Origin of the sequence: Marinovum sp. 2_MG-2023, from assembly GCF_030548265.1 — a bacterium.
Lineage (GTDB): Bacteria > Pseudomonadota > Alphaproteobacteria > Rhodobacterales > Rhodobacteraceae > Marinovum.
On sequence record NZ_JAUOSD010000004.1, the window covers coordinates 58774 to 84310 of the forward strand.

General features: G+C 60.0%; 29 protein-coding genes and 1 tRNA gene. 9 read left to right on the forward strand and 21 right to left on the reverse strand.

The window, feature by feature from the left end; genetic code table 11:
* Positions 1 to 64: 64 nt before the first annotated feature.
* From Q4577_RS06485 to Q4577_RS06505, 5 genes are all read right to left on the reverse strand, one after another.
* Positions 65 to 141 (reverse strand) — tRNA-Pro (locus tag Q4577_RS06485).
* Between the two features lie 48 nt (positions 142 to 189).
* The gene (locus Q4577_RS06490; RefSeq protein ID WP_244684299.1) at positions 190 to 1134 is read right to left on the reverse strand and encodes a DMT family transporter; all 945 of its coding nucleotides are present in this window, start codon (positions 1132 to 1134) and stop codon (positions 190 to 192) included.
* Between the two features lie 112 nt (positions 1135 to 1246).
* Positions 1247 to 1609, reverse strand: a complete 363-nt coding sequence (locus Q4577_RS06495) for a hypothetical protein (RefSeq protein ID WP_303468890.1) — start codon at positions 1607 to 1609, stop codon at positions 1247 to 1249.
* Between the two features lie 67 nt (positions 1610 to 1676).
* Positions 1677 to 2783: a 3-isopropylmalate dehydrogenase gene (leuB, locus tag Q4577_RS06500; protein WP_244684294.1), complete on the reverse strand. Its 1107-nt coding sequence runs from the start codon at positions 2781 to 2783 to the stop codon at positions 1677 to 1679.
* Between the two features lie 70 nt (positions 2784 to 2853).
* Positions 2854 to 3750, reverse strand: a complete 897-nt coding sequence (locus Q4577_RS06505) for a LysR family transcriptional regulator (protein WP_303468892.1) — start codon at positions 3748 to 3750, stop codon at positions 2854 to 2856.
* Positions 3751 to 3852: 102 nt separating this feature from the next.
* Here Q4577_RS06505 and Q4577_RS06510 point away from each other — a divergent pair, with 102 nt between their 5' ends.
* Positions 3853 to 4803: an NAD-dependent epimerase/dehydratase family protein gene (locus tag Q4577_RS06510; protein WP_303468893.1), complete on the forward strand. Its 951-nt coding sequence runs from the start codon at positions 3853 to 3855 to the stop codon at positions 4801 to 4803.
* Here Q4577_RS06510 and Q4577_RS06515 read toward each other — a convergent pair.
* The 4 genes from Q4577_RS06515 to leuC all read right to left on the reverse strand — a co-directional run bounded on the left by Q4577_RS06515 (position 4715) and on the right by leuC (position 9093).
* A complete protein-coding gene (locus tag Q4577_RS06515) occupies positions 4715 to 5719 on the reverse strand; it encodes an endonuclease/exonuclease/phosphatase family protein (protein WP_303468894.1) in 1005 nt (334 codons plus the stop codon). The two genes, Q4577_RS06510 and Q4577_RS06515, sit on opposite strands and share 89 nt — an antisense overlap.
* A gap of 44 nt (positions 5720 to 5763) precedes the next feature.
* The gene (locus Q4577_RS06520) at positions 5764 to 6591 is read right to left on the reverse strand and encodes a hypothetical protein (RefSeq protein ID WP_244684286.1); all 828 of its coding nucleotides are present in this window, start codon (positions 6589 to 6591) and stop codon (positions 5764 to 5766) included.
* 407 nt (positions 6592 to 6998) lie between these two features.
* On the reverse strand, positions 6999 to 7604 hold the full coding sequence (leuD, locus tag Q4577_RS06525) for a 3-isopropylmalate dehydratase small subunit (RefSeq protein WP_244684284.1): 606 nt from the start codon (positions 7602 to 7604) through the stop codon (positions 6999 to 7001).
* An 85-nt stretch (positions 7605 to 7689) separates the two neighbouring features.
* Complete coding sequence (gene leuC, locus Q4577_RS06530; RefSeq protein WP_244684282.1) at positions 7690 to 9093, reverse strand: 3-isopropylmalate dehydratase large subunit; 1404 nt, start codon at positions 9091 to 9093, stop codon at positions 7690 to 7692.
* A gap of 259 nt (positions 9094 to 9352) precedes the next feature.
* Here leuC and Q4577_RS06535 point away from each other — a divergent pair, with 259 nt between their 5' ends.
* A complete protein-coding gene (locus Q4577_RS06535; RefSeq protein WP_244684280.1) occupies positions 9353 to 9514 on the forward strand; it encodes a hypothetical protein in 162 nt (53 codons plus the stop codon).
* Positions 9515 to 9526: 12 nt separating this feature from the next.
* On the opposite strand, the gene Q4577_RS06540 is transcribed toward Q4577_RS06535, so the two are convergent.
* Both Q4577_RS06540 and Q4577_RS06545 read right to left on the reverse strand, forming a co-directional pair.
* Positions 9527 to 9763, reverse strand: coding sequence for a helix-turn-helix transcriptional regulator (locus Q4577_RS06540; RefSeq protein WP_244684278.1), 237 nt, complete (start codon positions 9761 to 9763; stop codon positions 9527 to 9529).
* Complete coding sequence (locus Q4577_RS06545) at positions 9763 to 10293, reverse strand: DUF2975 domain-containing protein (protein ID WP_303468899.1); 531 nt, start codon at positions 10291 to 10293, stop codon at positions 9763 to 9765. Before Q4577_RS06545 ends, Q4577_RS06540 begins: the two co-directional genes overlap by 1 nt.
* Before the next feature lie 68 nt (positions 10294 to 10361).
* Between Q4577_RS06545 and Q4577_RS06550 the strand changes: the two genes are divergently transcribed.
* The 4 genes from Q4577_RS06550 to rlmH all read left to right on the forward strand — a co-directional run bounded on the left by Q4577_RS06550 (position 10362) and on the right by rlmH (position 13388).
* A complete protein-coding gene (locus tag Q4577_RS06550) occupies positions 10362 to 10940 on the forward strand; it encodes a hypothetical protein (RefSeq protein WP_303468901.1) in 579 nt (192 codons plus the stop codon).
* Between the two features lie 65 nt (positions 10941 to 11005).
* On the forward strand, positions 11006 to 12361 hold the full coding sequence (locus tag Q4577_RS06555) for a mechanosensitive ion channel family protein (protein WP_303468903.1): 1356 nt from the start codon (positions 11006 to 11008) through the stop codon (positions 12359 to 12361).
* Between the two features lie 189 nt (positions 12362 to 12550).
* Entirely contained in the window at positions 12551 to 12892 is a 342-nt protein-coding gene (rsfS, locus tag Q4577_RS06560; RefSeq protein WP_336623647.1) for a ribosome silencing factor, read from the forward strand.
* 25 nt (positions 12893 to 12917) lie between these two features.
* Positions 12918 to 13388 (forward strand): 23S rRNA (pseudouridine(1915)-N(3))-methyltransferase RlmH, encoded by a 471-nt coding sequence (gene rlmH, locus Q4577_RS06565; RefSeq protein WP_303468904.1) that lies wholly within the window; start codon positions 12918 to 12920, stop codon positions 13386 to 13388.
* A 288-nt stretch (positions 13389 to 13676) separates the two neighbouring features.
* On the opposite strand, the gene rsmD is transcribed toward rlmH, so the two are convergent.
* Both rsmD and Q4577_RS06575 read right to left on the reverse strand, forming a co-directional pair.
* Complete coding sequence (gene rsmD, locus Q4577_RS06570) at positions 13677 to 14240, reverse strand: 16S rRNA (guanine(966)-N(2))-methyltransferase RsmD (RefSeq protein WP_303468905.1); 564 nt, start codon at positions 14238 to 14240, stop codon at positions 13677 to 13679.
* Positions 14240 to 15448 carry an NAD(P)/FAD-dependent oxidoreductase gene (locus tag Q4577_RS06575; protein ID WP_303468906.1) on the reverse strand — a complete coding sequence of 403 codons (1209 nt, stop codon included), beginning with the start codon at positions 15446 to 15448 and terminating at the stop codon, positions 14240 to 14242. The genes rsmD and Q4577_RS06575 overlap by 1 nt, the downstream gene beginning before the upstream one ends.
* 105 nt (positions 15449 to 15553) lie before the next feature.
* On the opposite strand from Q4577_RS06575, the gene Q4577_RS06580 reads away from it, so the two are divergent.
* Entirely contained in the window at positions 15554 to 16042 is a 489-nt protein-coding gene (locus Q4577_RS06580; RefSeq protein ID WP_303468908.1) for a peroxiredoxin, read from the forward strand.
* Between the two features lie 46 nt (positions 16043 to 16088).
* Here Q4577_RS06580 and Q4577_RS06585 read toward each other — a convergent pair whose 3' ends face one another.
* The 6 genes from Q4577_RS06585 to Q4577_RS06610 all read right to left on the reverse strand — a co-directional run bounded on the left by Q4577_RS06585 (position 16089) and on the right by Q4577_RS06610 (position 22006).
* The gene (locus tag Q4577_RS06585; protein WP_244684262.1) at positions 16089 to 16403 is read right to left on the reverse strand and encodes a 4a-hydroxytetrahydrobiopterin dehydratase; all 315 of its coding nucleotides are present in this window, start codon (positions 16401 to 16403) and stop codon (positions 16089 to 16091) included.
* A complete protein-coding gene (locus Q4577_RS06590) occupies positions 16400 to 17587 on the reverse strand; it encodes a GNAT family N-acetyltransferase (RefSeq protein ID WP_303468909.1) in 1188 nt (395 codons plus the stop codon). Before Q4577_RS06590 ends, Q4577_RS06585 begins: the two co-directional genes overlap by 4 nt.
* A gap of 45 nt (positions 17588 to 17632) precedes the next feature.
* Positions 17633 to 18385: a glycerophosphodiester phosphodiesterase family protein gene (locus Q4577_RS06595; protein ID WP_303468910.1), complete on the reverse strand. Its 753-nt coding sequence runs from the start codon at positions 18383 to 18385 to the stop codon at positions 17633 to 17635.
* On the reverse strand, positions 18382 to 18846 hold the full coding sequence (locus Q4577_RS06600) for a RidA family protein (protein ID WP_303468911.1): 465 nt from the start codon (positions 18844 to 18846) through the stop codon (positions 18382 to 18384). Before Q4577_RS06600 ends, Q4577_RS06595 begins: the two co-directional genes overlap by 4 nt.
* 137 nt (positions 18847 to 18983) lie before the next feature.
* A complete protein-coding gene (locus tag Q4577_RS06605; protein WP_303468912.1) occupies positions 18984 to 20285 on the reverse strand; it encodes an HlyD family type I secretion periplasmic adaptor subunit in 1302 nt (433 codons plus the stop codon).
* Entirely contained in the window at positions 20282 to 22006 is a 1725-nt protein-coding gene (locus Q4577_RS06610; protein WP_303468913.1) for a type I secretion system permease/ATPase, read from the reverse strand. Before Q4577_RS06610 ends, Q4577_RS06605 begins: the two co-directional genes overlap by 4 nt.
* 209 nt (positions 22007 to 22215) lie before the next feature.
* Between Q4577_RS06610 and Q4577_RS06615 the strand changes: the two genes are divergently transcribed.
* Both Q4577_RS06615 and Q4577_RS06620 read left to right on the forward strand, forming a co-directional pair.
* Positions 22216 to 23028 (forward strand): VacJ family lipoprotein, encoded by an 813-nt coding sequence (locus Q4577_RS06615; RefSeq protein WP_303468914.1) that lies wholly within the window; start codon positions 22216 to 22218, stop codon positions 23026 to 23028.
* Between the two features lie 5 nt (positions 23029 to 23033).
* Complete coding sequence (locus Q4577_RS06620) at positions 23034 to 23630, forward strand: phospholipid-binding protein MlaC (RefSeq protein ID WP_303468915.1); 597 nt, start codon at positions 23034 to 23036, stop codon at positions 23628 to 23630.
* 36 nt (positions 23631 to 23666) lie between these two features.
* On the opposite strand, the gene map is transcribed toward Q4577_RS06620, so the two are convergent.
* Both map and Q4577_RS06630 read right to left on the reverse strand, forming a co-directional pair.
* Positions 23667 to 24413: a type I methionyl aminopeptidase gene (gene map / locus Q4577_RS06625; protein WP_303468917.1), complete on the reverse strand. Its 747-nt coding sequence runs from the start codon at positions 24411 to 24413 to the stop codon at positions 23667 to 23669.
* Positions 24414 to 24486: 73 nt separating this feature from the next.
* Positions 24487 to 25518: an FAD-binding oxidoreductase gene (locus Q4577_RS06630; RefSeq protein WP_303468918.1), complete on the reverse strand. Its 1032-nt coding sequence runs from the start codon at positions 25516 to 25518 to the stop codon at positions 24487 to 24489.
* Positions 25519 to 25537 lie beyond the last annotated feature (19 nt).

Genomic DNA, 25537 nt, shown 5'->3' on the forward strand with positions numbered 1-25537 from the left:
TCATGCCCCGGTCATCACACAGCGGTCATCACACACCGCATATACTGATCAAAGGACGGGAAATTGGTCGGAGTGAGAGGATTCGAACCTCCGGCCCCTGCCTCCCGAAGACAGTGCTCTACCAAGCTGAGCTACACTCCGAACCGTGACGGGCGAATTACATCGGTGCTTTGCATATTGCAAGCAGATTCAATTGTCTTTCCACCGCCGCAACAGCGGTGAAATCCGCAGGCTGCTGGGGCTGAAACCACGGGTCCGGTTGCGCAGCACCGGCGTATTGGTCGATGTACCGCCTCTGCTTTCGCGATACACGATGTACAGACCGGACAGAATGATCAACCCGGCGCCGATCATTGTCGGTTGGTCAAGGCTTTCGCCGAACAGCAGAAACCCGAAAAACGTCGCCCAGAGGATTTGCGAATATTGCATCGGGGCGACAATCGCGGCCTCGCCGAACCGATACGCGCCGATAATGCACATGCTGGCAAAGAAGCCCAACACCGCCATCACGCCCAGCGCGCCGAAATCAACGATCGGCATCGGCACATAGACAAAGGGCAACGCCGATCCCATCAGGATGAAATTCCCCGCCAGCGGGTACAGCAGAAGCACAACCGCGCGCTCGTCCTTGCCGACCTTGCGCACCGCAATCGACGCCATCGCATTACAGGCCGCCGAACCAACCGCCGCCAAATGCCCTAGGTTCAATTCCTGCCCACCGGGGCGCAACACCACAATGACCCCCACCAGACCAACAGAAACCGCCGCCCAACGATGCGGGCCAACGGATTCGCCCAATACGGGAATGGCCAAAACGGTGATCAGCATCGGTGCCGCAAACAACAGGGTATAGGTCTGGGCCAAGGGCAGCACCGAAAATGCATAAAATGCCAGCAACCCGGCACCAAGCGATGCCAGAACCCGCACCAAGACCCACCAGGGATGAACCGGGCGCAGGTTTTCCCGCGTCGGGTCGCTTATCAACAGAAAGGTCACCAGCGGGAAACTGAACATGCCCGCGAAGAACAAGATCTGGATCGGCGAATATTGCGCCCCAAGGTATTTCACCACCACGTCGTGGACGGAAAACATCGCAAAGCCCAGCAGGGCGAACAGAATGCCTTTGATATTCATGGGAACTCGCCAAGTGGGCCGCCAATGGCGGGCAGTTGTAAGGGGTTGAGTCCCTGTTACTGCGATTTTCCCGCCGGGATCAAGTCAGCTACGCCACATCACCCGCATCCGGTCACGGACAGAGCCCGGTTTGCCATTTCTTCGGGGTTTCACCACGATAGCAACGGTATTCGACAATGCTGTCCAGAAGCTTGACCCGGCCATCCGTCTGCGGTTCCAGGGTATAGGTATGGCGCATGCCTTCCACGGAATCGTCGGCAAAGCCGGTTTCGGCGAATTGCGCGATCATATTGCCGCTGTTGTCGCGACGCAGAACCACAGAGGTCTGCGGTCGGCCTTCTTCCTGGATCAGCGGAAAGCCGGCGATGCTTTTCTGGATATTCTCCAGCGGCCAATCAACAACCTGGCCGATTTCATACCCATTGGCCAATACCGGAGAGGCCAACAGAGACGCGAAGACAAAATAACGAAACATGACGCACCTTTGTGGTTGGGACAGGATCAACCTATCCCAACCGGCAATTCAGCGTCGAGCGTTCAGATCACAGCGACGCGTCAAGAGCGGCAAGTACCGCATCACCCGCTTCAACGGTTGAGGCAGGTTCCACACCCTCGGCCTGCAGCAGGTCCGCGGTGCGAATGCCATTGGCCAGCACAGTTTCAATCGCCGCTTCAAGACGGTCAGCCTCGGCCCCTTGGTCAAAGCTGTAGCGCAGTGCCATCGCAAAGCTGAGGATACAGGCGATCGGGTTTGCCTTGCCTGTGCCGGCGATGTCCGGGGCGGACCCATGGACCGGTTCATACAGTGCCTTGGGCCGGCCATTGGCCATTGGCGCACCAAGCGAGGCCGAGGGCAACATGCCCAACGACCCGGTCAGCATGGCCGCCAGATCGGACAGCAGATCGCCAAACAGGTTGTCGGTCACGATGACGTCGAATTGCTTGGGCCAGCGGGTCAGCTGCATTGCACCGGCGTCGGCGTACATATGTGACAGCTCGACATCGGCATATTCCGCCTGATGCACCTCGGTCACGACATCGCGCCAGAGGATGCCGCTCTCCATCACATTGGCCTTCTCCATCGAGCAGACCTTGTTGTTGCGCTTGCGGGCCAATTCGAACGCAGACCGCGCCACACGGGCAATTTCGGATTCGGTGTAACGCTGGGTGTTGATGCCCACACGTTCGTTGCCTTCGTTGAAAATGCCGCGCGGTTCACCGAAATACACACCCGATGTCAGTTCGCGGATGATCATGATGTCGAGACCCGCCACAACATCCTTCTTCAACGAAGAGAAATCGGCGAGCGCATCAAAACACTGGGCCGGGCGCAGGTTGGAGAACAGGTCCATTTCCTTGCGCAGACGCAGCAGGCCACGTTCCGGTTTGACGCTGAAATCAAGGTTGTCGTATTTCGGGCCGCCCACGGCACCCAACAGGACGGCATCGACCTCCTGCGCTTTGGCCATTGTGTCGTCATGCAGCGGTGTGCCGTGCTTGTCATAGGCGCAGCCGCCGACCAGATCCTCGCTGACGTCGAATTTCAGCCCGCGCTTGTCGCCGTACCAGTCGATAATGCGCCGCACCTGCGCCATGACCTCGGGGCCGATTCCGTCACCGGGCAGGATAAGAAGCGAAGGCGTGGTCATGAGCGTATTCCTTTGTCAGATCTGGTTCCGATATGCGTTCCGCATCGCCTAGCCAATACCGGCAGGAGGGTCAAGAAACGAAGGGCATCAACCCGGTTGCCAGACGGTCCCAGATCAGCGAAACACGCGGCGAACGGCGCAGCGATTGATGCGCCGCCAGCCAGATCGGCAACCCCGGCAGCGGAAAATCCGACACCAGGTGTTCCAGCGTCGGATCGGCATCAGCCACATGGCATTGCGCGAACCCGACACCACATCCCGCCCGCACCAATTCGTAATAAACCGCATGGTGATCACAGCGGGTGGCGAACCAGTCTCGCGTCACTTCCCACCCGACGCTGCGCATGCCGCGCAGGATCAGCTCGCTGCGGTCATACCCGACAAAATCAAGCTGGCGCAGCGCCTCGGCATCCTGCGGGCGCCCCACCCGATCAAGGTAGGCCCGCGCGGCATAAACCCCCAGTTTGATATCCCCCAAATGACGGGTCACGATGTCCAGTTGCTCTGACCGGTGCATCCGCACCGCGATATCGGCCTCGCGGAACAACAGGTTTTCACTGACATCCGTCGGCATCAAATCAATCTGGATTTCGGGATAATCCCGGCGCACCCCGGCAATGATCGGCGGCAAAAGATGATGGGCGGTGAACACGCTGGCGGTAATCCGCACCGTTCCGCTCAGATCGCTGGCCTGCCCCGCCGCCGCCAGTTCGATCCGCCGCGCCGCATCGCGCATGCTGCGCGCCGGTTCCAGCAACCCAAGCCCGCTTTCCGACAGTTTGAGCCCGCGCGGCTGGCGATCAAACAGCACCAGCCCCAGTTGGTCTTCGATCTGGCGCACCTGCCGCCCCAGCGTCGGCTGGCTGCTGCCCAGATGTCTGGCAGCCGCAGAAAGGGACCCGGTTTCGGCCACCGCAAGGAAAGCCTCGATCAGGGACCAGTCGAGTCGGGTGAGTGCATTATCCATTCATTTACGCATACCACACCGTCGAATTTAGGCAATTCGCATGCATCCACCTTTGCGTCAGATTGCGCTTACCCACAGATGACCCCCCACAGGAGACAGCAGATGACACGAACGGCCCTCATTCTTGGTGCGACCGGCGGATTTGGCGGCGCAATGGCCGAGGCCCTTTGGAATGCCGGCTGGCGTGTGCGCCAGTTTGACCGCAAGACCGATGATCTGGCCACCGCCGCACAGGGCGTGGACATCATCGTCAATGGCTGGAACCCATCCTATGAACATCAAGCGGCGCAGGTTCCGATCCTGACCCAAAAGGTGATCGCCGCCGCCAAGGCAAACGGCGCACGCATCGTGATTGCCGGCAGCATCTATGGATACGGCGCGGGCAGCGCCCCTGCCCTGACCGAATCCACGCCAATGCGCGCCACCAACACGCTGGGCCGGTCCCGCATAGAAATGGAAGAGGCCTATCGCACCTCCGGCGTGTCGTTTCTGATTTTGCGTGCCGGGGATTTTCTTGGCACAAGTTCCGGCAACCGTTGGTTTGACACATTGATTGCCGGCAAGCTGGCCAAGGGCCGCATCGCATACCCCGGCGATCTGGACGCGCCACATGCCTGGGCCTTCCTGCCGGATGTGGCGCGGGCCGGGGTGCAATTGCTGGACCGGACCGACCTTCCAAAGCAAATCGCCCTGCCCGTCGCGGGAATGACCCTGACCGGACGCCAATTGGCCACCGCGTTAAGCGATGTCACAGGACGGCAGATCAAGGCACGGCGCATGGCCTGGTGGCCATTCCGTTTGGCATCATTGGTCTGGCCTTTGGGCCGGCATCTGGTGGAAATGCGCTATCTGTGGAGCATGCCACACTGGCTGGACCCCAGCCCGCTGGAGACATGGTTGCCGAATTTCACCCCGACCCCCCTGCACGAGGCTCTTGCAGCCAGCCATCCGGTCAACACCCTGGTCACGGACCCGGCGGCCAATCAAGATCAACCCAGACAAGCGCATGGCGGCTTGCCTCTGCCGCAAGCGAGCCCGGCGCCGGCCAAATAGTGCCGCTGTCCAGCACCGCAAGCCCGGCAGCAGGCAGGACATAATCCACCCGCAGGTTCCCCGGCGTCGGATCCCCCCAATTGGCGGTGTCCAGCGCCGGATTTCCGCGTTGCTCCGGGTTGGCCTCTGCCGTCGCGGCGGCATCCATCGGCAAAGTATCCTGAAGCCGGGGATCATCCAGAAGACGGCGGATCGCCTCGTGGCGGCCCTCGCCATCTGCCGGGTCCAGATTGGCGTTGCCCATCAACACAAAAGCCCCACCCGGCGGCGGCCCAAATGCCCCGTCCAGATAATGCCGCCAGAACATCACCTCGTCATGGTTGCGACGGCCATTTCGGTCCTCGGGGCCATCGAACACCGGCGGCGTGGCGGAAAACGCCATGACATGCAGCCGCGCCTGTGGCGTATCCACCGGCACCACCCAATGTGCGGTGCTCGACAACGGCAAAACCGCCTGCGCATCCTTGGGCACCTCAGCCCCCGCAATCAGATTGCCGGGCAGATCACGCCACAGGAGCTTTGAAAAATCCCGGGCCCCCGCCACATCAATCGGATATCGCGACAGCAGGGCAATCCCGCCAAACCCGGTGAAAAACCCGAACCCCAAGGCATCCTCTGCCGTGCCCAACCGGCCATCACCATCCAGATCCACCCCGGATGCGCGGCCTGAATTTTGCACCGGCGCATAGAGATACGAATACAGCAGACCCGCGTCGCTGACCCGGTCCCGCAATGCGGTCAACGCCGCGAGGGTCACATCATGGTCTATGTCGCTTAGAAACAGGATATCCGGCTGCATTTCCGCCAAAATCGCCACGACGGCGGCAATCTGCGGATCCTGACCTTTCAGAATATCACGATAGAGCAGACCGGGGCCATCGCGGCTCAGCTCGACATGCCAGGTTGCAATGCGCAAAGGATCGGCCTGCGCCGCCCCGACCCAAACAGAGAACAGAAAGATCAGCCAGCGTGCTGGGCGCGGGCATAAGCGCGACGGCGCTTTTCCTCGATCAGATCGGCAACGCGGCTCATCGCGATGCCGCGCATGATCATGCTGGCGGGAATAAAGGCCCATGCCACCATCGTCCATACAAAGGCCTGGGTGTCAAACAGAGTAAAGGCATCAAACACCCCGGCAGCCACCCGGATAAAGGCCGGGATCAAGAAAGGCAGAACAACCCCGGCTGCGATATTCAGGTATCCATCACGCCGCAGTCGCGGCAGGACATCGCCACCGGTGGTCGGATCAAACAGCGGCAGGTTGACCCAAACATTGAAGGCCCCATTGCGCGACGGCCAATCATAGCCATGCACCAAGAGCACAAATGTGCCCAACGCCGTCAACGACAGCGCATAAACCAGCGCCGCGCCATCACGGGCGCGCTGCAACAAATCCAGACTGGCATCCGCCGGCAATCCAAGGACAAAAATCCGCACCGGTGAATAGGGCAGATCCAGCAGCCGCCCCATGGCCGAAGCCCCACGCAGCACGACTCCGTCCAAAACCCCGGAGGTTTCGTTGGACTGGCTGATGACTGTCATACAGATCACCATCAGAAACAGCATGACAAACCGCATCCGATTGAACGGCGGGGCGTGGCGAAATTCGACAACGCTAGGATAAGACGACGCATATTCCGCAAAGACAAAAATCGCAGCCAGAAGCGCGACCAGAACCGAGATCTGCGCGCCGTCCGCTCCGTTTGGTCCTAGCATCAGCGCAGGCAAAACCACCATGCTGAACACCAGCATAGCACGAAAAGCCGCACCGAAAATGCGAGAAATCACTGCCCGTTCCCCTCAACTCGGCCGAGCGCGGTACAATGCCGTGCCCTTGTGCCTATTAGATGCCGCTTGGGATTTGCGGCCTGCCTTATTCTTGCCCAATTGTTGCCCCTTTTTGGCCAGCAGCTCAACCGCCTCTTAACGTTAACGAAACCATTTGGGCCATTTCATGGGGGTGGTGGTGCCGGAATGCATCATTCAGGTGTCTAAAAAATGTCAATGAAAACAGCGCACACCAGATATGGGGGCTGGGGTTGCGGCAATCACTATTGGGCGGGAAATCCGGCCAAATGACGTTAACCATGATCCGAACGTGAAAAACGGCGCGAAGAAGCTTCGCGCCGTTTTCATTGTCTAATGTCGCTCGGGGTCAAACCCCAATCACATGTCCCGGGGGAATGCCCCTAGTATCAGACCCAGGGCCGTGCCTGTGCCGCTTCGGCCTCGAACGTATCAATCGACGCCTTTTTGGCCAGCGTCAGGTCGATATCGTCCAGACCTTCGATCAGGCAGTGCTTTTTAAAGGCATCAACCTCAAACGCGATCGAGCCGCCATCCGGGCCCTGGATGGTCTGGTTTTCCAGATCCACGGTCAGGGTGGCATTGGCGCCGCGGTTGGCGTCATCCATCAGCTTGTCGACATCTTCCTGCGGCAGAACGATGGGCAGAATGCCGTTCTTGAAGCAGTTGTTATAGAAGATGTCGGCAAAGGAGGTGGAGATCACGCATTTGATGCCGAAATCCTTCAGCGCCCAAGGCGCGTGTTCGCGCGACGATCCACAGCCAAAGTTATCGCCCGCCACAATGATCTCGGCGTTGCGATACTGCGGTTTGTTCAGCACGAAATCCGGAATTTCGCTGCCGTCGCGGTTGTAACGCATTTCATCAAACAGGTTCTTGCCGAACCCGGTGCGCTGAATGGATTTCAGAAACACCTTGGGGATGATCATATCGGTGTCGATATTGACCAGCGGCATCGGCGCTGCGGTGCCAGTGAGTTTTTGGAATTTTTCCATCGGTTTTGTCCTTTTGGCCGAAGGCTCTTCCGCCCTTGCGGGCCGTCTTCGCGAAGACGCCTGCAAAGGCGGAGGAGCGGTTCGGTTACATCATCTCGCGCACGTCAGTCAGGTGGCCGGTCACAGCCGCGGCCGCCGCCATCGCCGGCGACACCAGATGGGTGCGGCCCTTGAAGCCCTGACGCCCCTCGAAGTTGCGGTTCGAGGTCGAGGCACAGCGCTCGCCCTCGGACAGCTGATCGGGGTTCATTGCCAGACACATGGAACATCCGGCCATGCGCCATTCAAAACCGGCCTCTTTGAAGATGTCCGCCAGACCTTCTTCTTCGGCCTGCGCCCGCACCAGACCAGAGCCGGGCACAACCATCGCCCGCATCCCGTCCTTGATCTTCTTGCCTTTCAGGATCGCGGCAGCTGCGCGCAGATCCTCGATCCGGCCATTGGTGCACGACCCGATGAACACGGTGTCGATTTCGATCTCGCTCAGCGCCTGACCCGGTGTCAGGCCCATGTAATCCAGCGCCCGCTTGGCCGCATCGACCTTGCCGCCTTTGAAATCTTCGGGCGCGGGCACCGATGCCGTGATCGGCAGAACATCCTCTGGCGAGGTGCCCCAGGTCACGACGGGCGCGATGTCTTCGCCTTTGATGGTGATCACCTTGTCCCAATGCGCGTCATCATCGGAATAAAGCGTCTTCCACCAGGTCAGCGCCGCTTCCCATTGCGCGCCTTTCGGGGCATGGGGCCGGCCTTTGACATAGTCATAGGTCACATCGTCCGGCGCAATAAGGCCCGCGCGCGCGCCGCCCTCAATCGCCATGTTACAGACGGTCATCCGGCCTTCCATCGACAGATCGCGGATCGCTTCGCCGCAATATTCGATGACATAGCCCGTGCCGCCCGCAGTGCCGGTTTCCCCGATCACCGAAAGCGTGATGTCCTTGGCCGTGACACCGGGGCGCAATTTGCCGGTGATTTCGACCTTCATGTTCTTGGATTTCTTCTGGATCAGCGTTTGCGTCGCCAGAACATGCTCCACCTCGGAGGTGCCGATGCCATGCGCCAGCGCACCGAATGCACCATGGGTCGCGGTGTGGCTGTCGCCACAGACCACGGTCATGCCGGGCAGCGTCCAGCCCTGTTCCGGGCCAACGATATGCACGATGCCCTGACGGACGTCGCTGACGGGGTAATAGTGAATGCCGAAATCCTTGGCATTCTTGTCCAGCGCATCCACCTGGATACGGCTTTCTTCGTTGTCGATGCCGTTCACCCGATCTTCGGTTGTCGGCACGTTGTGGTCCGGCACGGCAATTGTCTTGTCCGGCGCATGCACCGGGCGGTTCGCCATCCGCAAACCTTCAAAGGCCTGCGGGCTGGTCACTTCGTGTACCAGATGGCGGTCGATATAGAGCAGGGCTGTGCCGTCTTCGGCTTCATGCGCAAGATGCGCATCCCAGATCTTGTCATAGAGCGTTTTGGGGGACATGGCTGGTCCTTTCCCGTTCAATTGTTCATCATTTAAAGGGGCGGATTGGCAAAAGTTCGCTCAAGCCCGGGCGAGCACCGTAAGTGTCGCACCAAAGAACCGCTCGCGAAGGCGGGCACGGTCTTGAATATCTGTCAGCATTTGCATAGCTCGCGATTTACAGGCTGGTAGAGATTCCTGCAAGCCTTGGTGATGATTTCCGGAAAATCGTGATGCAGTCGCTCTTGCGGCCCGCGCGCCTTGGACCAGATTGTTGGGTATGAGTAAGCTGAGTTTGATTTATGTCGGGCTGTGTGCGGCGGTTTTGACCGCCGCCTTTACCGTGCAATCCGTACAGGGTGGCATGACGCCATCCCGGACCGGGTTTTCCGACGACGGCCTGTGGCGGCTGATCGAATCCTCCAAGCCCGGCATACGGTAAAACCGCTTTTGATCAGCGGGCCGAACCGGCGCTTTGATCGCCCGCGTCTTCGACCGCTTCGAACAGATCGCCGGGCTGACAATCCAGCGCTTCGCAAATCCGGGCCAGGGTTTCAAATCTGATCCCCTTGACCTTGCCGGATTTCAAAAGCGAAATGTTCTGCTCTGTGATCCCGACATGTTCGGCCAATTCGCGCGACCGCATTTTGCGCAACGCCAGCATGACATCCAAACGCACCACGATCTGCATCAGACAAATCCCCGGTTTTCTTCGGCGGCGCGGGCCGCATCATGCATTGTCCAGCCAATCACGATCATCAGACCACCGGCCAGCACCTGCCCAAGATCCGCCCCCTCAAGCGACAGCGCCAGAACCCGCTGTCCGGGTGGATTGGCCAGACTGGCCAACAGGATCTGAAGCGGACGGCAGAGCATGTCGAGGACCACCGCCACCAGAAGCCCCACGCCGATCCGCAAGATATGGTCTGCGCAGCGATCGGTCAGAAACTCGCCCGCGGCGTAACGCCGGAACAATGCCGCCATCTGGAACAACACGTAAAACAGCGCCGCCAGCGGGATGATACCGGCCAGCCGCACCCAAAACCCACGGGATCCGTCCAGCACCAACGCCGGATCAAGTCCCGCCGCCAACCGAAGCTCGTCGGACAGCTCGACCAGAAACAGCCCGAGGGCCACCACGACGGCCAACAGCACCATCGCCAGAATGGCCAACACATGCAGGCCGCCGGCCCAGCGACGCAGTCTATTGTGATCACGCATTGAATTCTCCTTTCCGAATCATTTTTTATTGTTATACGATAAATTATGCTCGATAAAAAGGATATTCCGTGCCCCTCCCCCTACGCCCTTTCTGGCCACGCGCTCTGGCCTTGCGTACCGTTGTGATGCTTTGCGCCGCGCTGACATGTGTCGGATGCAGCTCGGTCAATCCTGTTGCCATGGCACGATTGGCCCAGCTGAACCCGATGACGACCGATCCGGCAGATTTTGCCGCGCGACTGCACCTGCCCGACGGGCTACAAATCCCGCCAGATGGCGCGACACTTGTGGTGCGGGCGGAACGGTCTGACATTGGCGCGCAGCGTGAGGCGCGTTATGCCTTTGTCTCCGATGGTGAGGTCTGGAGATTGTCAAACCGGGATGCCGCAGATTTGCGCGCGGTTCAGACGATGGTCCAAGCCTGGAAAGCCGAAGCGCCCGATGCCACCACTGGCAGTATTACCCTGCAATTGACCGGATGTGCCGTCGGCACAGGTCCAGCGCCAAATGCCCCGGTGTCTGCGGATCTCAGCCTGGATGGCGGCCGCAGCTTTGTGCCATTGATCAAGGGACTGACAGCCGCCGACGTGACACGGGCCCACCGCACCACGGGCACATTGGCGCAAGCCCCCTGCCCCACGGGATGATCCAACCGCTTGTCGAAACAACAAGAACAGGGCAAGGTTGACCCCACAACCACGCAGGACGCCGCATGAACCCCGACTCTCCCGCCGCAACACCGTTGGAATTGATTCAGACCTTCCTGACCAATGCGGTGGCCTGGGGAGAGTTCTATCTCAACATGCTGATGCGGCCATGGAACCTCTATCAGATCGGCATTGCGCTGGGCCTTTTTGGCCTGGCCTGGGCCCTGGGGCATGTGGCCCGCCCGCGATTGCATGACTGGATGCGCGCACGCGAAGGCTGGCCACGGTGGCGTATGCGTTTTCTGGTGATGGTGCACCGCCGATTGCGCATGATCATCTATGTCATCATCATGTGGATCGCCGTTTTGATCATGCGCGAGCTGACCTGGCCGTCGCGGTCCTATCTGCTTGGAATACTTGCCAATCTGGCGACGGCCTGGCTGTTTGTGGTCTTTGCCACCCGGCTGATCGACAATCCATTGGTGCGCAGCACGGTGCGCTATGGCGCCTGGATCTGGGTCACGCTGTCGATCCTCGGGTTGACCGAAACCTCGCAGACGCTGCTGGAAAGCATCGCGGTGTCGATGGGGGACACCCGGCTCTCTGCCTGGTTGGTGGTTCAGGCGCTGGTCATGTTGGCGGTGCTGATCGCCGCCGCCCGGTTTGTCGCCACTGTCAGCACTGCCCGCATTCGCCGTAACGAAGACATCTCGCCCTCGATGCAGGTGCTGGCGGTGAAATTCCTGCAGGTTCTGCTCTATGGCGCGGCGTTTTTCCTGGGCTTGAACCTTGTCGGCGTCGATCTCACCGGGTTGGCGGTGTTGTCGGGCGCGATTGGTGTCGGGCTGGGCTTTGGCCTGCAAAAGGTGGTGTCGAATCTGGTGTCCGGCATCATCATCCTGCTCGACAAGTCGATCAAGCCCGGCGATGTCATCAGCCTGGGCGAAACATTCGGCTGGATCAACAGCCTTGGCGCGCGCTACGTCAGCGTCGTCACCCGCGATGGCCGCGAATATCTGATCCCGAACGAAGATCTGATTACCGGTCAGGTGGTGAATTGGTCGCATTCGTCGGATTTTGTCCGGCTCGACATCTTTTTCGGCACCGCATACGGCGATGACCCGCATCTGGTGCGTAAATTGGCGATTGCGGCGGCGGCGGGGGTCGAACGGGTGCTGGAGCATCCCAAGACACCGGTCTGCCACATCGTCGGCTTTGGCGACAGTTCGGTGGATTATATCCTGCGCTTCTGGATCAGCGATCCCACCGGCGGGCTGACCAATATCCGGGGCAATGTTTACCTGGCGCTCTGGGATACATTCAAGGAACACGATATTTCGATTCCCTTCCCCCAGCGCGAGGTCCGCATGCTGAAAGATGGGGCGCATCCGGCAACAGACAGCGACATATCGCACTCCTGAACAGGGCTTCATTGAAATGTGACACTTGGCTTGCTATCTTGAGGTACGCCCTGCGCCCGGGCATTGCGGCGCGACAGCAAGGAGGACATTGTCCTGACTCCCACCATTGAAGCGGCACGCCCTGCCGTTCAAGGCGCCCCTCAGACGGGTCAGCAGACGGGCCAACACGCGGAAGTTTCCAGCGAAGAGCTGCTTGCGCATATCCTTTCTTCTCTTTCTGACGGCAAAGCCGAGGAAATCGTGCAGATTGATCTGCGCGGCAAAACCGCCATGGGTGACTACATGGTGATCTGTTCCGGTCGGTCATCGCGCCAGGTTGCGGCGATGTCGGAAAAGCTGGTTGATACGCTGAAATCCGATTTCGGTCGGCTGGCCAAAACCGAAGGCAAGGATACCGGCGATTGGGTCCTGATCGACACCGGCGATGTGATTGTTCACATCTTCCGTCCCGAGGTGCGCGAATTCTATCAGCTGGAAAAGATGTGGTTGCCCACGGATGAGGCCGCCAAACGGACCCCGGTTCGGAACTGAACCGCCCCGTGACTGATCCAGTTTGATGCGCGTTCATGTTTGCGCTGTTGGCCGTCTTCGGACGGGCCCGGAAAAGACGCTGATCGACGACTATACCACCCGCTTCGATAGAACGGGCCGGGCCCTTGGGCTTGGCCCTTTGTCGTTGCACGAGGTCGAAGATCGCAAAGGCGGCGGCATGACAGCCGAGGCCGGTTTGCTGCGGCGTGCCCTACCGCAGGGGGCGGTGCGCATCGCGCTGGACGAGCGGGGCAAGCTGATGTCTTCCCCGGATTTTGCCAACACCCTGGCGCGGTTTCGCGACGATGGGCGGGGCGATCTGGCGTTGATCATTGGCGGGGCGGATGGCATCGCTCCGGATCTGCGCCGCGAATGTGATCTGGCCCTGTCATTTGGCAAAATGGTCTGGCCGCATATGCTCGTCCGGGTGATGTTGACAGAACAGCTTTACCGTGCGGCGTCGATCCTTGCCGGTGCGCCCTATCACCGGACATAGCCGCCGCATCCAGCGTCAAGCCGGGGCAAACCGGGTCGGGGCCACTATAGCGAGATTTGAGACCGGCACATGTACCGGGGCCAGATACGATTTGGTCTTTCCAAAGGGGCACCAGCGGCAAAGCCCACGGCACCTGAATCGCGAAAACCGCAGGGAATGCGGCCCGTGCTTTGCGATCCGATGCCGTGGCATACTGTGCCTGGGACGTTGCCGTCGTTGGAATGGCCGCATGTATGGATCACGCATAGCACATTATTTGCGACCTGTCACCGCAATGCCACAACGGTTTTAGCCTAAAGGCTCCAAAAGGTTGACATGAGTGTCGCCATAACGCCGCGTCTCCAGCAGGGTGAGCCCCTCGGGCGCGTGTTGGCTTGCGTTTTCTTCCCAAACGATCAGTGCATCCTCGGCAATCCAGCCGCCGGTGCGCGCCGCCAGAAGCGCCCGCTCGCCCATCCCCTTGCCATAAGGCGGGTCAAGAAACACCAGATCAAACGCCGCGCCCTCATTGGGCGGCAGACGGGTGGCATCACGGGTGATCAGCGTCGTCTGCGCCTCTTCCCGCAACAGGGCGATATTGCTGCGGATCAGCTTCTGGGCCTTGCGGCCATCATCCACAAAGGTGACATGCGCCGCGCCGCGCGACAGCGCCTCCAGCCCCAGCGCGCCAGTGCCCGCAAAAAGATCCAGCACACGGGTGTCGTCAAACGGCGCGCCAAAACGCCCGCCGCCCAGCATCGAAAACAGGCTTTCGCGCACCCGGTCCGTGGTCGGGCGCAAATGCGCGCCGACATCGCCCTTGCCCACCGGTGTCAGCGCCCGGCCCCGATGTGTCCCTGCAATGATCCGCATCAGCCGCGCAGCAGCTTTTTCATATCGGCATCAGGTGTATGCACCTGTGCACGGGTGACGGTTTTGCCAGCCTCAATCAACCGCTTGGCGACCATATAGCCGCGCGCGTCGTTCAGGGCATCCACCGCAACCAATTCATCGCCATGGAAGTACCAGAACGACAGGCGCCCGTCCTCGCCATGGCGGGTTTCCACATGATCATAACCCCGGTTCAGCCCGGCGATTTGCAGCTTGCACTCATATTGATCGGACCAGAACCACGGCTTGGCAACATATTCGACCGTCCCGCCCATCATGTTTTGCGCCACGACCTCGGCCTGATCAATCGCGTTTGGCACGCTTTCCAGCCGGATACGGCCGCCGCGATAGGGGAAAGATGTGCAATCACCCGCCGCCCAGATATGCGGATCGCTGGTTTGGCCATATGTATCGGTATGAATACCGTTGTCGATCACCAGCCCCGCCGCTTCGGCCAGTTCGGTGGCGGGCACGATGCCGACACCCGCCACGACCATATCGACGTCAATTTCACTGCCATCGCTCAGCCGTGCGCCGCTGACCTTGCCCGTCCCCAACAGCCGGTCCAGGCCGACACCTTCGCGAATGTCGACGCCATGATCGCTGTGCAGTTTGCGGAAAAAATCCGATGTCTCCGGTGCCGCAACCCGTTGCAGGATCCGGTCGCCCATTTCCACCAGCGTGACCTGCATCCCTTTCTTGGCCGCGACCGCCGCCGCCTCGAGCCCGATATAGCCGCCGCCGACGATCAAGGCCCGCGCGCCGTCGCGCACACATGGTTCCATCGCGTCGACATCGGCCAGGGTGCGCACCACAAAGACGTTTTCCAGATCACCGCCAATGGCCGCCGGCAAGCGCCGCGGATGTGACCCGGTGCACAGCGCCAGCGCGTCATAGGCCAACACCTCATCCCCCAGAGACACAGTCTGTGCCGCGCGGTCGATCCCGGTCACCGTCGCGCCCAGCCGCAATGTGATATCCTGATCACCATAAAAATGTTCCGGCCGCAGATAGAGCCGCTCTTGCGCCATTTCACCCAGCAAATACGCCTTGGACAATGGTGGCCGCTCATATGGTGGCACAGATTCAGCACCGATCAGCGTGATCGCGCCGTCAAATCCATCCTTGCGCAGCTTGGCCACCAGTGACGCCCCGGCCTGTCCGCCGCCAATGATGATGAAATGTTTCAAATTCTATCCTCCCGGTCATGCGGATCGAAATTCCCGCTGGCCTCTGCATGGCCAGACCCTATATCGCTGGTTCAAGGAAACGCAAATCCAATAGGAAGTTTTGACATGACGATTTCAGTTGGCGACACCCTGCCCCAGGCAACTTTGCTGCAAATGGGCGGCGAAGGCCCCGAAGCGGTGGAATTGAGCCCGAAACTGGCGGGCCGCAAGGTTGTGCTGTTTGGTCTGCCCGGCGCCTATACCGGCACCTGCAGCACCGCGCATGTGCCCAGCTTCATCCGCAACAAGGCCGCGTTTGACGGCAAAGGCGTGGATGAAATCATCTGTGTGTCGGTCAATGACCCCTTCGTGATGCAGGCCTGGGGCGAAGCCACCGGCGCAACCGAGGCCGGCCTTACATTCCTTGGCGATGCCGATGGCAGCTTTACCAAGTCGATCGGCATGGATTTTGATGCCCCGCCCGCCGGGCTGCATGGCCGGTCCAAGCGCTATGCGCTGTTGGTCGAAGATGGGGTTGTGAAGGTTCTGAACGAAGAAGCCTCGCCTGGCACCTGCGAAATCAGCTCTGGTGAGGCGCTGCTCGCCGAGGTCTGAGACCTTTTAGACATGGGGCGCGCGCGCAGCACCATCGGCGCGCGCCCTATTCCGGTTTTGGCAGCGGCTCTGCCAATTGTTCCATTTTGCGGGCCAACTTCACATCCGCCGTGCTCAGCCCGCCCAAATCATGGGTGGTCAATGTGACATTGACGGTCTTGTAGACATTGCGCCATTCCGGGTGATGGTTCCACTTTTCAGCATAGATCGCCACCTGCGTCATCCAGCCAAAAGCCGTGATGAAGTCTTTGAAATCATAGCGCTTGCTGATCGCATCGCGTTCCGCGTCCAGCGCCCAGCCGACAGCGATCAATGGGTCGAGCATGGTCTTTCGCCCGGTGTCGGAAAGTTTCTCGCTCATTGCTGTTCCTCCTGGTTGTCACGCCGGAACGGACCATAGCTGGTCAGGATCTCGATGTCTTCGTCAATTGCCGCGCGCTCGGCGATAAGATATTTCGAAATTGCGTCAGAAAAACCCTTGTCCGCCACCCAATGCAGTGAATGACAGGGCACCGGCAGATATCCGCGCGCCAGCTTATGTTCCCCCTGCGCCCCTGCCTCGACCCGGCTTAGACGATGTTTTATCGCAAATTCAATTGCTTGGTAATAACAGGCCTCGAAGTGCAAACAGGGGTGATCTTCGACGCAGCCCCAATAGCGGCCAAACAACACGTCCCGTCCGATAAAATTCAGCGCGCCCGCCACCGGCACGCCGTCGCGTTCGGCCAGAACCAGCGCGATGTCGTCGCGCAGCACCTCATGCGCGATATCAAAAAACGCGCGCGCCAGATAGGGCGTGCCCCATTTTCGCGACCCGGTATCCTGATAAAACACCCAGAAGGCATCCCAATGCTCTGGCGCAATCTGATCGCCGGTCAGGGTGCGAATGCTGCCGCCAAAACCCTGTGCGCGCTGGCGTTCCTTGCGGATATTCTTGCGCTTGCGTGACGACAACGCCGCAAGAAAGGCGTCGAAATCGCCATAGCCGTCGTTCAACCAGTGAAATTGCTGGCTTTGCCGGGTTAACAGGCCGATTTCCTGCCCGGCTTTGGCCTCTTCTTCGGTGCAAAAGGTGATGTGCAGCGAAGACAGATGATTGTTCGACGCAAGACGAATGGCCCCTTGGATCAAGGCCGATATGCCGATCTCTTCAAACCCCGGACGCGCCAGAAACCGCCGCCCGGTCGCGGGGGTAAACGGCACGGCAATCTGGAGTTTCGGGTAATATTCACCGCCGGCATTTTCATAGGCATGCGCCCAATTGTGGTCGAAAATATATTCGCCCTGGCTGTGGCTCTTGGCATAGAGCGGCGTACAGGCCACCACCTGATCCCCCAGCCGCGCGGTCAGATAGGTCGGCTGCCAGCCGGTGCCGCGCCCGACCGATCCGCTTTCCTCCAACGCATGCAGAAACCGATAGGTGGTAAAGGGATCAAAAGGCCGCCCGCCATCCGCAGTTTCCGGACAAGCACAGGCATCCCAAAGCGCCTCGCCAATATCGACAATCGTGTCGTGGGTTTGAATTTCGATCTGAGTTTCGCGCATATCACCTGTCCCGCCCTGCCAAATTTGGCGCGAGCGCGGCCAGCTTCAAGGTAAATATCCCTCGAACGTCACATTGTCGGCGACTTCACGTGCGGCTGCCTCCTCGGCGGACGTGCGGATGGTCCAGCAAAGCACCGGCACACCGGCCTCTTTCAGCGCCAAGACCCGCGCCGCATTGAGGTCGCGGAAATCGTGACTGATAAAAGAAGCGCCCACGCGGTCAAAATCCGGGATGGGCCGCAGAAGATCACAGATGCTTTCGCCCAGCTTTGGCCAATCTTGCGGATCAAATCCGCCAGTGGTCAAACCGCGGGCGATCTGCGGCGCCAGAACCGCGAATTCGGCGACGGAATGCGGATTAAACGACATGACCGCAACCGGCCCTTCGTAATCCGCCAGTGCACGCGCCGTGGCGCTTTCCAATGCGCCAACACCCGGCCCCATCTGGCCGTCCTGATCCTTGAGCTCGATCAACAGCGGCACCTGCCCCGCAACCAGTTCAAGCACCTCTTCCAAGGTTGGAATGCATTCGTCACCGCCCGTGAGCGAAATTCTCTGCAAATCTGCGGCGGGCAATTCGTTGACCGGGCCAGAGGCATCGGTCAAACGATCCAGGGTGTAATCGTGAAACACCATCGCCTGATTGTCAGCCGAACGTTGCAGGTCGATTTCGATCCCGACCCCGGCGGCGATGGCGGCGCGGATCGCAGCGCGCGAATTTTCGGGACGGCCATCGCGCATGTCGTGCAATGCACGATGGGCCAGCGGGCGGGTCAGAAATGCGTCAGGAAGGCTCATGAGATTTCAAATATCCCCTCGATTTCAACGGCCACCCCCAGGGGCAAGGACGAAGCAGACACCGCAGACCGCGCATGCCGTCCGGCATCGCCCAGGATCTCGACCAGGACATCAGACGCCCCGTTGATCACTTTGGGCTGGTCGGTGAAGTCCGGCGTGGAGTTGACAAATCCGGTCAACTTGACCACCCGCTTCAACCGCATCAAATCGCCATCACAGGCCGATCGGACCTGCGCCAGCAGGCTAAGAGCACAGGATTTGGCAGCAGCGGCCCCGGCAGCAACATCCAGATCCGATCCCAATTTGCCTTGGATCAACCCTTCTGGCCCCATCGAGATCTGGCCGGAAACGTAAACCGTGTTGCCCGTGATCACCCAAGGCACATAATTTGCCGCCGGTGCCGGGGCCTCTGGCAGGGTAAGGCCAAGCGCGGCAAGACGGGTTTCAATCTGATTGGGCATTTCGGGCCTCCGGCATCATGTGCACATTTTTTGGTTTTTGGGCAGGCTAGAGACTTGCCCGACGTCCGACAAGCCATTGTCGCCCCGCATTTCGGGCCGCCGGCATAGGGTCCACGCGCCGGGCGCGCAAATAAGGCTCAGCTTTCGCGAAACGCGCGGGCAAAATAATCTGTCAGTGGCTTCAGAAAATAAGCCAAAGGCGTGCGATCATCGGTGTGAATAAAGGCCTCGATCGGCATTCCCGGAATCAATTCCACGCCTTCAGGCAGCTTCAGCACTTCTCCGGGAAGCAGGGCAATTTCGGCACGATAATAGGGCTGGCGGCTCACCTCATCGACAAAGGCATCCGCCGACAGCTGTGACACCTCGCCATAGATTTCCGGCGATTCATTTTGGCTCAGCGATGTCAGGCGCAACAGAACTTCCTGCCCGATGTACAATTCGTCGATATTGATCGGCGCAATGCGGGCGGTGATGATCGCCGGACGATCGCGCGGCACCAGGTACATCAGGGGATCCGCCGGACGCGCAACCGAGGACGGGCCAAACACCGCAAGCCCATAGACCACTCCCGCCACCGGCGCGCGCACATCCATGCGGCCAAGCTGGTCTTCGTAGGAATTGACCTGTTCCAGCAACTCGCGCTCGCGCAGTTGCAGATCGCGCAATTCGGATATGGCCTGTTCACGCAGCCGCGCGCCAACCGACAGGATCGAGATTTCGATTTCCGAAATCCGCGCCAGCGCACGGGCCTTTTGCGCTGTCAGCTCTCCGGCTTGTCCGGACAATTGCGCCTGCTGGCGTTGCAAGGCCAAGACACGCGACGCCTGGGCAAGCCCCTTGTCCAGAAGCTGTTGTTGATCCGCCAGTTCGCGGCCAATCAGTTCCAATTGCTGGCTGAGGGCCTGTTGCTGGGCTTCGATCCCCTCGATCTGCACCCGCATCTGTTCGGTCTGATTGCGCAATTGATCGGTTTCACGCGTCAAGGATTCCGCACGCGCATGAAACAGCCGTGTCTGCCCCGCAATCAATTCCGCGACCGCAGGTTCATCGCGGGCCACGGCCAGCAACAAGTCAGAGAAGACCGGCTCTTCGGCACCATCGCGTTCGGCCGCAAGTCGGGCGTGACGGGCCATGATTTCATGCAATTGGTCGCGGGTCACGGTGAACTTGGATCGCAACAGATCCGGGTCGAGCCGGATCAGGACATCGCCATCCTCGACCATATCGCCCTCTCGCACCAGCAATTCGGCGACCACACCACCGTCGGGGTGCTGAATGGCCTGTCGGTTTTGATCAACCTCGACCTGCCCCGACGCGATGACAGCCCCGGAAATCTGGCTGACCGCGGCCCAGGCGACAAATCCGCCCAACAGGACCACCAGGAAAAACACCCCAAGAAACATTGGCACACGAACCGAAAAGGTGGGCGGATTCATTGGACCCCTCCTGTGCCGGGGCGACGCAGCTGTGCGGCGTTCTGCACCGTCTTTTTCAGCACCTCATCACGCGGACCAAAGGCAACCCGCGCGCCCTCATCCAGGACCAGAAGTGTATCACATTCCTGAATGGCCGCCGGACGGTGCGCCATGATCAACACCGCGCCGCCGCGATCCTTGACCGCGCGAATGGCGGAATTCACCGCTGCGCTGCCTTCGTTGTCGAGATTGGAATTCGGCTCGTCCAGGACGACAAAGACCGGATTGCCATACAAGGCCCGCGCCAGTCCGATACGCTGCATCTGGCCACCAGAAAGCTTGGCGCTATGGGCCTCGATCCTTGTGTCATATCCTTCGGGAAATTTCAGGATCATCTCATGCGCATTGGCCATCTTGGCCGCGACAACCACCATTTCGGCATCAGGTTCCGGCGCCAGACGCGCGATGTTTTCGGCAATTGTCCCGTCAAACAGCTCTACTTTTTGCGGCAAATATCCAATGTATTGCCCCAGCTTTTCCGGATCGTATTGATCAAGCGTCGCACCGTCCAATCGAATGCGCCCCGATGTCGGCGGCCAAAGCCCGGTAATGGCGCTGGCCAGCGATGATTTCCCCGCCCCCGAAGGCCCGATAACGCCGACCGCCTGACCTGGATTGACGTCAAAGGATATCATGCGCAGCGCCGCCTGACGCTCCTGCGGTGGAATGATGGTCAATTGCTGCACCTCAAGCTTGGCCCGCGGGATTGGCAAATCCATTTTCGGCGCCTGCTCGGGCACGCTTCCCAACAACCGGGCCAACGAACGCCAGCCCTGGCGTGCGCGCTGTGCCACGCTCCATTGGCCAATGATCACCTCGATCGGGGCCAAAGCCCGCCCCAGAAGGATCGAACCGGCAATCATCGCACCGGGGGACATTTCCCCCCGCAACACCAGAAGTGCACCCATGCCCAACATCGCCGATTGCAGCAAGAGCCGCAGCGCACGGGTCAGCGCCGTGAAACCGCCGCTGACATCCGAACTGCGCAATTGGCCGCCCAAGGTTGCCAGACGCGCGCCCTTCCACCGGTGCAGGGCCGCCTTGCGCATGCCCATGGCCTGAACCATTTCGGCCTCGGACCGCAGGCGCGCTGCGATGCTTTCGGATTTATGGGATGCAACGCCATGTTCAAAAACCGGGCGTTTCTGCATCTGCTGCGAGGTGATGGCAATCGCAACCAACAGCGCGCCACCCGATACGGCCAGAATACCCAGCCAGGGATGGAAAATCGCAATCCCAAACAGAAACAATGGCGTCCAGGGCAAGTCGAACAGCGACAAAAGCACCGGCGAGGTCAAAAACCGCTGAACAGATTCCAGATCGCGCAACCCGGTCGCAGCGGCATCGTCAGGCCGCAGGGCCGACGCCCGCAGGCTTGCGTCGAACACCCGGTCATCCAGTCGCGATTGAAACCGCGCGCCGACACGCGCCATGATCCGCCCGCGTACGTAATCCAGCACGCCCATGACCGTATAGAGAAAGATCACCAATACCGTCAGCGCCAGCAAGGTCGCCTCGGACCGGCTGGACAACACCCGATCATAAACCTGAAGCATGTAAAGCGGGCCAGTCAGCATCAAGATATTCGCAAAGAAGCTGAATACGCCGACACACCAATACAACCCGCGGCTTTCGCGTCGCACGGCACGCAGTTCACTTTGACCAGCCAGGATGGGATCCATACGCGGGAACTTGCTCCTTTTTCGGTGCTCACCGGGAAATTCCAGCGAACCGATTGCCGATCCGCGATGGATCAGCAAGATTGCCAATGCAGCACCACTGTCTCCAATGGGTCACATCGTTGTGCGATTCCCTAGAAAACCGTGGGCTTCGCCAGTTAAATGACTACATAGCGTTTATTGCAAAAAGATTGAGATTGCCAGAGTTGCGAATGACCCTTTTATCCCCCCCACGGACGATTGCCATTGCGGCTTTGGTGATGACATTGATTGCCGGGTGCACCCCACATGACCCCACCAAGGTCAGTCGGGACGGCATTTTCGATCCCTACGAGGCGCGCAACCGCCAAGTTCATGAAAAGAGCAAGAATTTCGACAAGAGCATCGTGCGCTCTGTTGCGGTGGGCTATGCCGAAACCGTGCCTGAACCCGCACAGGAAATGGTCGAGAATTTTGCTGACAACCTCTCGGTGCCCAGTGCCGTGGTCAATCAGGTTCTTCAGGCCGATCTGGGGGGCGCATTCAAGAACACCGTGCGTTTCGGATTGAATTCCACCCTGGGGTTTGCCGGCATTTTCGATGTCGCGGGTGAATTTGGCCTTCACGAAGACGATGCCGATTTCGGCCAGACCCTGGCGGTTTGGGGTGTGCGCGAAGGTGCCTATCTTGAAATGCCGATCATCGGCCCGACCACAGAGCGCGATTTGTTTGGCCAGGTGGTCGATTTGGTGATTGATCCGATGAACGCGGTGCCGCGCCCCGAGGCCTATTATCTGAAAGCTGCGCGGATAACCGCCAAAGTGGGCAAGCGCGGCCGCTATGCTTCTTCTGTCGATTCCGTTCTGTATGATAGCGCCGACAGCTATGCTCAGACGCGACTGCTTTATCTGCAAAACCGCCGGTACGAGATCGGTCAAACCGACGTGGCCGGGGCCTGGGGTGGTGCAGGGGGCGAAGAAATTGATCCCTATGCGGAATTGTATGGCGGCGAAATCGACCCATATGAAGATCTTTACGGAGAGTAAGTGACATGCAGCGCAGACATTTCCTCGGCACGGTTGCGGCGGCTGTAACGGCCACCACATTTTCCGCCCTGCCGGCATTTGCCTTGACCACCGACCGGGCCCGCAATCTGGTGGACAAACTGGTGGGTGCGATCAATTCGGTGATCGCCTCGGGCAAGTCGCAATCGGCCATGAACAGCGAATTTGAAAGCATTTTCAAACGCTACGGCGATGTGCCGACCATTGCGGCCTATGCTTTGGGTGTGGATGGGCGGCGTGCCTCCTCCAGCCAGAAACGCGCGTTTCAGACCGCATTTTCCGGCTATATCGCCCGTAAATACGGCGCGCGGTTCCGGGAATTCATCGGCGGCCGGATCGAAGTGAACGGCGTGCGTCAGGTCAAAAGCTATTACGAGGTCAACTGCACCGCGCATCTGCGGGGCGAACGTCCCTTTGCGTTGGATTTCATGGTGTCGGACAGATCGGGCAAGGATCTGTTTTTCAACATGAAAATCGAAGGTGTGAACCTCTTGCTGACCGAGCGCACCGAAATCGGGTCGATGATTGACCGGCGCAAGGGTGATCTGGACGCGATGATCCAGGATCTGAAAAAGGCCGGATAAATCGCCGGTCAGTCGGCCGAACTGGCCGAGCGCTGATCAATTCGGCAGCGTGACAACAATCGCCCCGCGATCGGTTGCGACGATGGTATGTTCATATTGCACCGCTGGCGCTTGCGGTTCGCTGTAAAGCGTCCAGCCATCATCGCCTTCGGTCGCCCAAAGCCCCCCGGTCGACAGGAACGGCTCTACCGTCATCACCAACCCTTTGGTGATGCGGCGCTTGTCGCGGCTGGGCCATGTGGCGATTTCTTCGGGGTATTCATGCAGCGACCGGCCCACGCCATGGCTGGCCAGATTGCGGATCAGGGTATAGCCGCGTGTGTCCGCGAAACGCCCGATGGCATTGCCAATTCCGGCCAGCGGCCGGTTGCTGGCCACGGCGTCAATCCCGATCTGCATCGCGCGTTTGCCATCACGGCACAGCTGGGCCTGCACAGGGGTCACCGCCCCCATGCGAAATGTCGCGCCGGTGTCGGCGAAAAATCCGTTTTTCGACGCCGACACGTCAATATTCACCAGATCCCCGGCGGCAAGAATACGATCGCCGGGAATGCCATGAGCGATTTCCTCGTTCACGCTGATACAGGTCGCGCCGGGAAAGTCGTAACTGGATTGCGGGGCAGAGACCGCGCCGTCCCGCGCCAGCAGGTCCGCACCAATTTCGTCCAGCTCGCGCGTGGTCATGCCCGGCTCCATGGCCTTGGCCATGGCGTGCATGGTGTTGGCCACGATCCGGCCGATATGTTTCAGCCCGTCCAGCTCGTCCAGTTTGGTGATTGTCATGTCCCGGCCTTTGTCGATGGGTCCTGCGCTTTGCGCTAATCCTGACCGAAGTCTGGCAGGATTGCACGCCGCATTACAATTGTTCCGGGCGAAAATCCGCCGGGATCGCATCCCGGCTTTCCAGCACCAGATCGGCCATGACCGCCCCGACCTTTGGCGCGATGCCAAAGCCGATTTTGAAGCCGCCATTGGCGATGAATGCGCCTGCGTGCAACGGATGAGGGCCCAACAGGGGCGCGCGGCTTCGCGCCCGCGGCCGCACCCCGGCCCAACGTTCGACCACCTCGGCCCCTTGCAGCACCGGAAAGGCCGCGCGCGCGCGTTCGATCACATCGTCCAACTGCTCATCGGTGCTGGTGGCATTGGTGAAGTCCCGTTCCGAGGTTGATCCAATGGCCACCGTCCCGTCGCCATGCGGCACGATATGCAATGCATCGGCGAACAATTGCGGGCTGTCCGCGGCAGCAAACCGCAACAGCGCTGCCTGACCCTTGACGCCATTGCCAAGCGTGCGCCCGGCCGCCGCGCTGATCGCGTCCAGATCCTGCACACCACTGGCCCAGATCACCGCCCCGGCGTCGTCAGCCGCATCGGTGATCTCGACCCCCTTGGCCAAACAGGCTGCGACCAGTGCCGCACAGGCCCGGCGCGGATGTATGCGCGCGCTTAACGTGTCATGAATCAAAAACCCGGTTGACGATTGCGGCGCCCAATCGCCATGATCCGCCGCCGGGACCACCCGCCAGTCTGCCCGCCCCTGCCACAGGTCCGGCGCCGTCTTTGCCCGTTGATCGGCCAGCTCCACCGCGCGCGCGTCTGCCAGCGGCTGCAATCGCCCAGAGCGCAGATAACCCGGATCGCGCCTGCCGACCGCCTGTACCTCGGCCCAGAAATCCGCAGCCATGATCAGGCTGTCAAATTGAAATGCCTTTTTGTCGTTCCAGTTTTCCGGCACATGCGGCGCCAATGCCCCGACAATCCCCCCAGAGGCCCCCGCGCCGGGGCCAAAGGGATCAATCACGCGCACCCGCGCGCCGCGCCGCGCACAAGCCCAAGCGACAGAGAGACCAAAAATCCCCGCGCCGCGCACCGTCACGTCGACCATTGCATTGCCCCTGTTTCCA

What these genes read in the sequence shown, in the direction of transcription:
- Q4577_RS06490 (WP_244684299.1), bottom strand. Translation starts at nt 1,134, where the DNA reads ATGAATATCAAAGGCATTCTGTTCGCCCTGCTGGGCTTTGCGATGTTT.
- Q4577_RS06495 (WP_303468890.1), bottom strand. Translation starts at nt 1,609, where the DNA reads ATGTTTCGTTATTTTGTCTTCGCGTCTCTGTTGGCCTCTCCGGTATTG.
- leuB (WP_244684294.1), bottom strand. Translation starts at nt 2,783, where the DNA reads ATGACCACGCCTTCGCTTCTTATCCTGCCCGGTGACGGAATCGGCCCC.
- Q4577_RS06505 (WP_303468892.1), bottom strand. Translation starts at nt 3,750, where the DNA reads ATGGATAATGCACTCACCCGACTCGACTGGTCCCTGATCGAGGCTTTC.
- Q4577_RS06510 (WP_303468893.1), top strand. Translation starts at nt 3,853, where the DNA reads ATGACACGAACGGCCCTCATTCTTGGTGCGACCGGCGGATTTGGCGGC.
- leuD (WP_244684284.1), bottom strand. Translation starts at nt 7,604, where the DNA reads ATGGAAAAATTCCAAAAACTCACTGGCACCGCAGCGCCGATGCCGCTG.
- leuC (WP_244684282.1), bottom strand. Translation starts at nt 9,093, where the DNA reads ATGTCCCCCAAAACGCTCTATGACAAGATCTGGGATGCGCATCTTGCG.
- Q4577_RS06535 (WP_244684280.1), top strand. Translation starts at nt 9,353, where the DNA reads ATGAGTAAGCTGAGTTTGATTTATGTCGGGCTGTGTGCGGCGGTTTTG.
- Q4577_RS06540 (WP_244684278.1), bottom strand. Translation starts at nt 9,763, where the DNA reads ATGCAGATCGTGGTGCGTTTGGATGTCATGCTGGCGTTGCGCAAAATG.
- Q4577_RS06545 (WP_303468899.1), bottom strand. Translation starts at nt 10,293, where the DNA reads ATGCGTGATCACAATAGACTGCGTCGCTGGGCCGGCGGCCTGCATGTG.
- Q4577_RS06555 (WP_303468903.1), top strand. Translation starts at nt 11,006, where the DNA reads ATGAACCCCGACTCTCCCGCCGCAACACCGTTGGAATTGATTCAGACC.
- rlmH (WP_303468904.1), top strand. Translation starts at nt 12,918, where the DNA reads ATGCGCGTTCATGTTTGCGCTGTTGGCCGTCTTCGGACGGGCCCGGAA.
- rsmD (WP_303468905.1), bottom strand. Translation starts at nt 14,240, where the DNA reads ATGCGGATCATTGCAGGGACACATCGGGGCCGGGCGCTGACACCGGTG.
- Q4577_RS06580 (WP_303468908.1), top strand. Translation starts at nt 15,554, where the DNA reads ATGACGATTTCAGTTGGCGACACCCTGCCCCAGGCAACTTTGCTGCAA.
- Q4577_RS06585 (WP_244684262.1), bottom strand. Translation starts at nt 16,403, where the DNA reads ATGAGCGAGAAACTTTCCGACACCGGGCGAAAGACCATGCTCGACCCA.
- Q4577_RS06590 (WP_303468909.1), bottom strand. Translation starts at nt 17,587, where the DNA reads ATGCGCGAAACTCAGATCGAAATTCAAACCCACGACACGATTGTCGAT.
- Q4577_RS06595 (WP_303468910.1), bottom strand. Translation starts at nt 18,385, where the DNA reads ATGAGCCTTCCTGACGCATTTCTGACCCGCCCGCTGGCCCATCGTGCA.
- Q4577_RS06600 (WP_303468911.1), bottom strand. Translation starts at nt 18,846, where the DNA reads ATGCCCAATCAGATTGAAACCCGTCTTGCCGCGCTTGGCCTTACCCTG.
- Q4577_RS06605 (WP_303468912.1), bottom strand. Translation starts at nt 20,285, where the DNA reads ATGAATCCGCCCACCTTTTCGGTTCGTGTGCCAATGTTTCTTGGGGTG.
- Q4577_RS06610 (WP_303468913.1), bottom strand. Translation starts at nt 22,006, where the DNA reads ATGGATCCCATCCTGGCTGGTCAAAGTGAACTGCGTGCCGTGCGACGC.
- Q4577_RS06615 (WP_303468914.1), top strand. Translation starts at nt 22,216, where the DNA reads ATGACCCTTTTATCCCCCCCACGGACGATTGCCATTGCGGCTTTGGTG.
- Q4577_RS06620 (WP_303468915.1), top strand. Translation starts at nt 23,034, where the DNA reads ATGCAGCGCAGACATTTCCTCGGCACGGTTGCGGCGGCTGTAACGGCC.
- map (WP_303468917.1), bottom strand. Translation starts at nt 24,413, where the DNA reads ATGACAATCACCAAACTGGACGAGCTGGACGGGCTGAAACATATCGGC.
- Q4577_RS06630 (WP_303468918.1), bottom strand. Translation starts at nt 25,518, where the DNA reads ATGGTCGACGTGACGGTGCGCGGCGCGGGGATTTTTGGTCTCTCTGTC.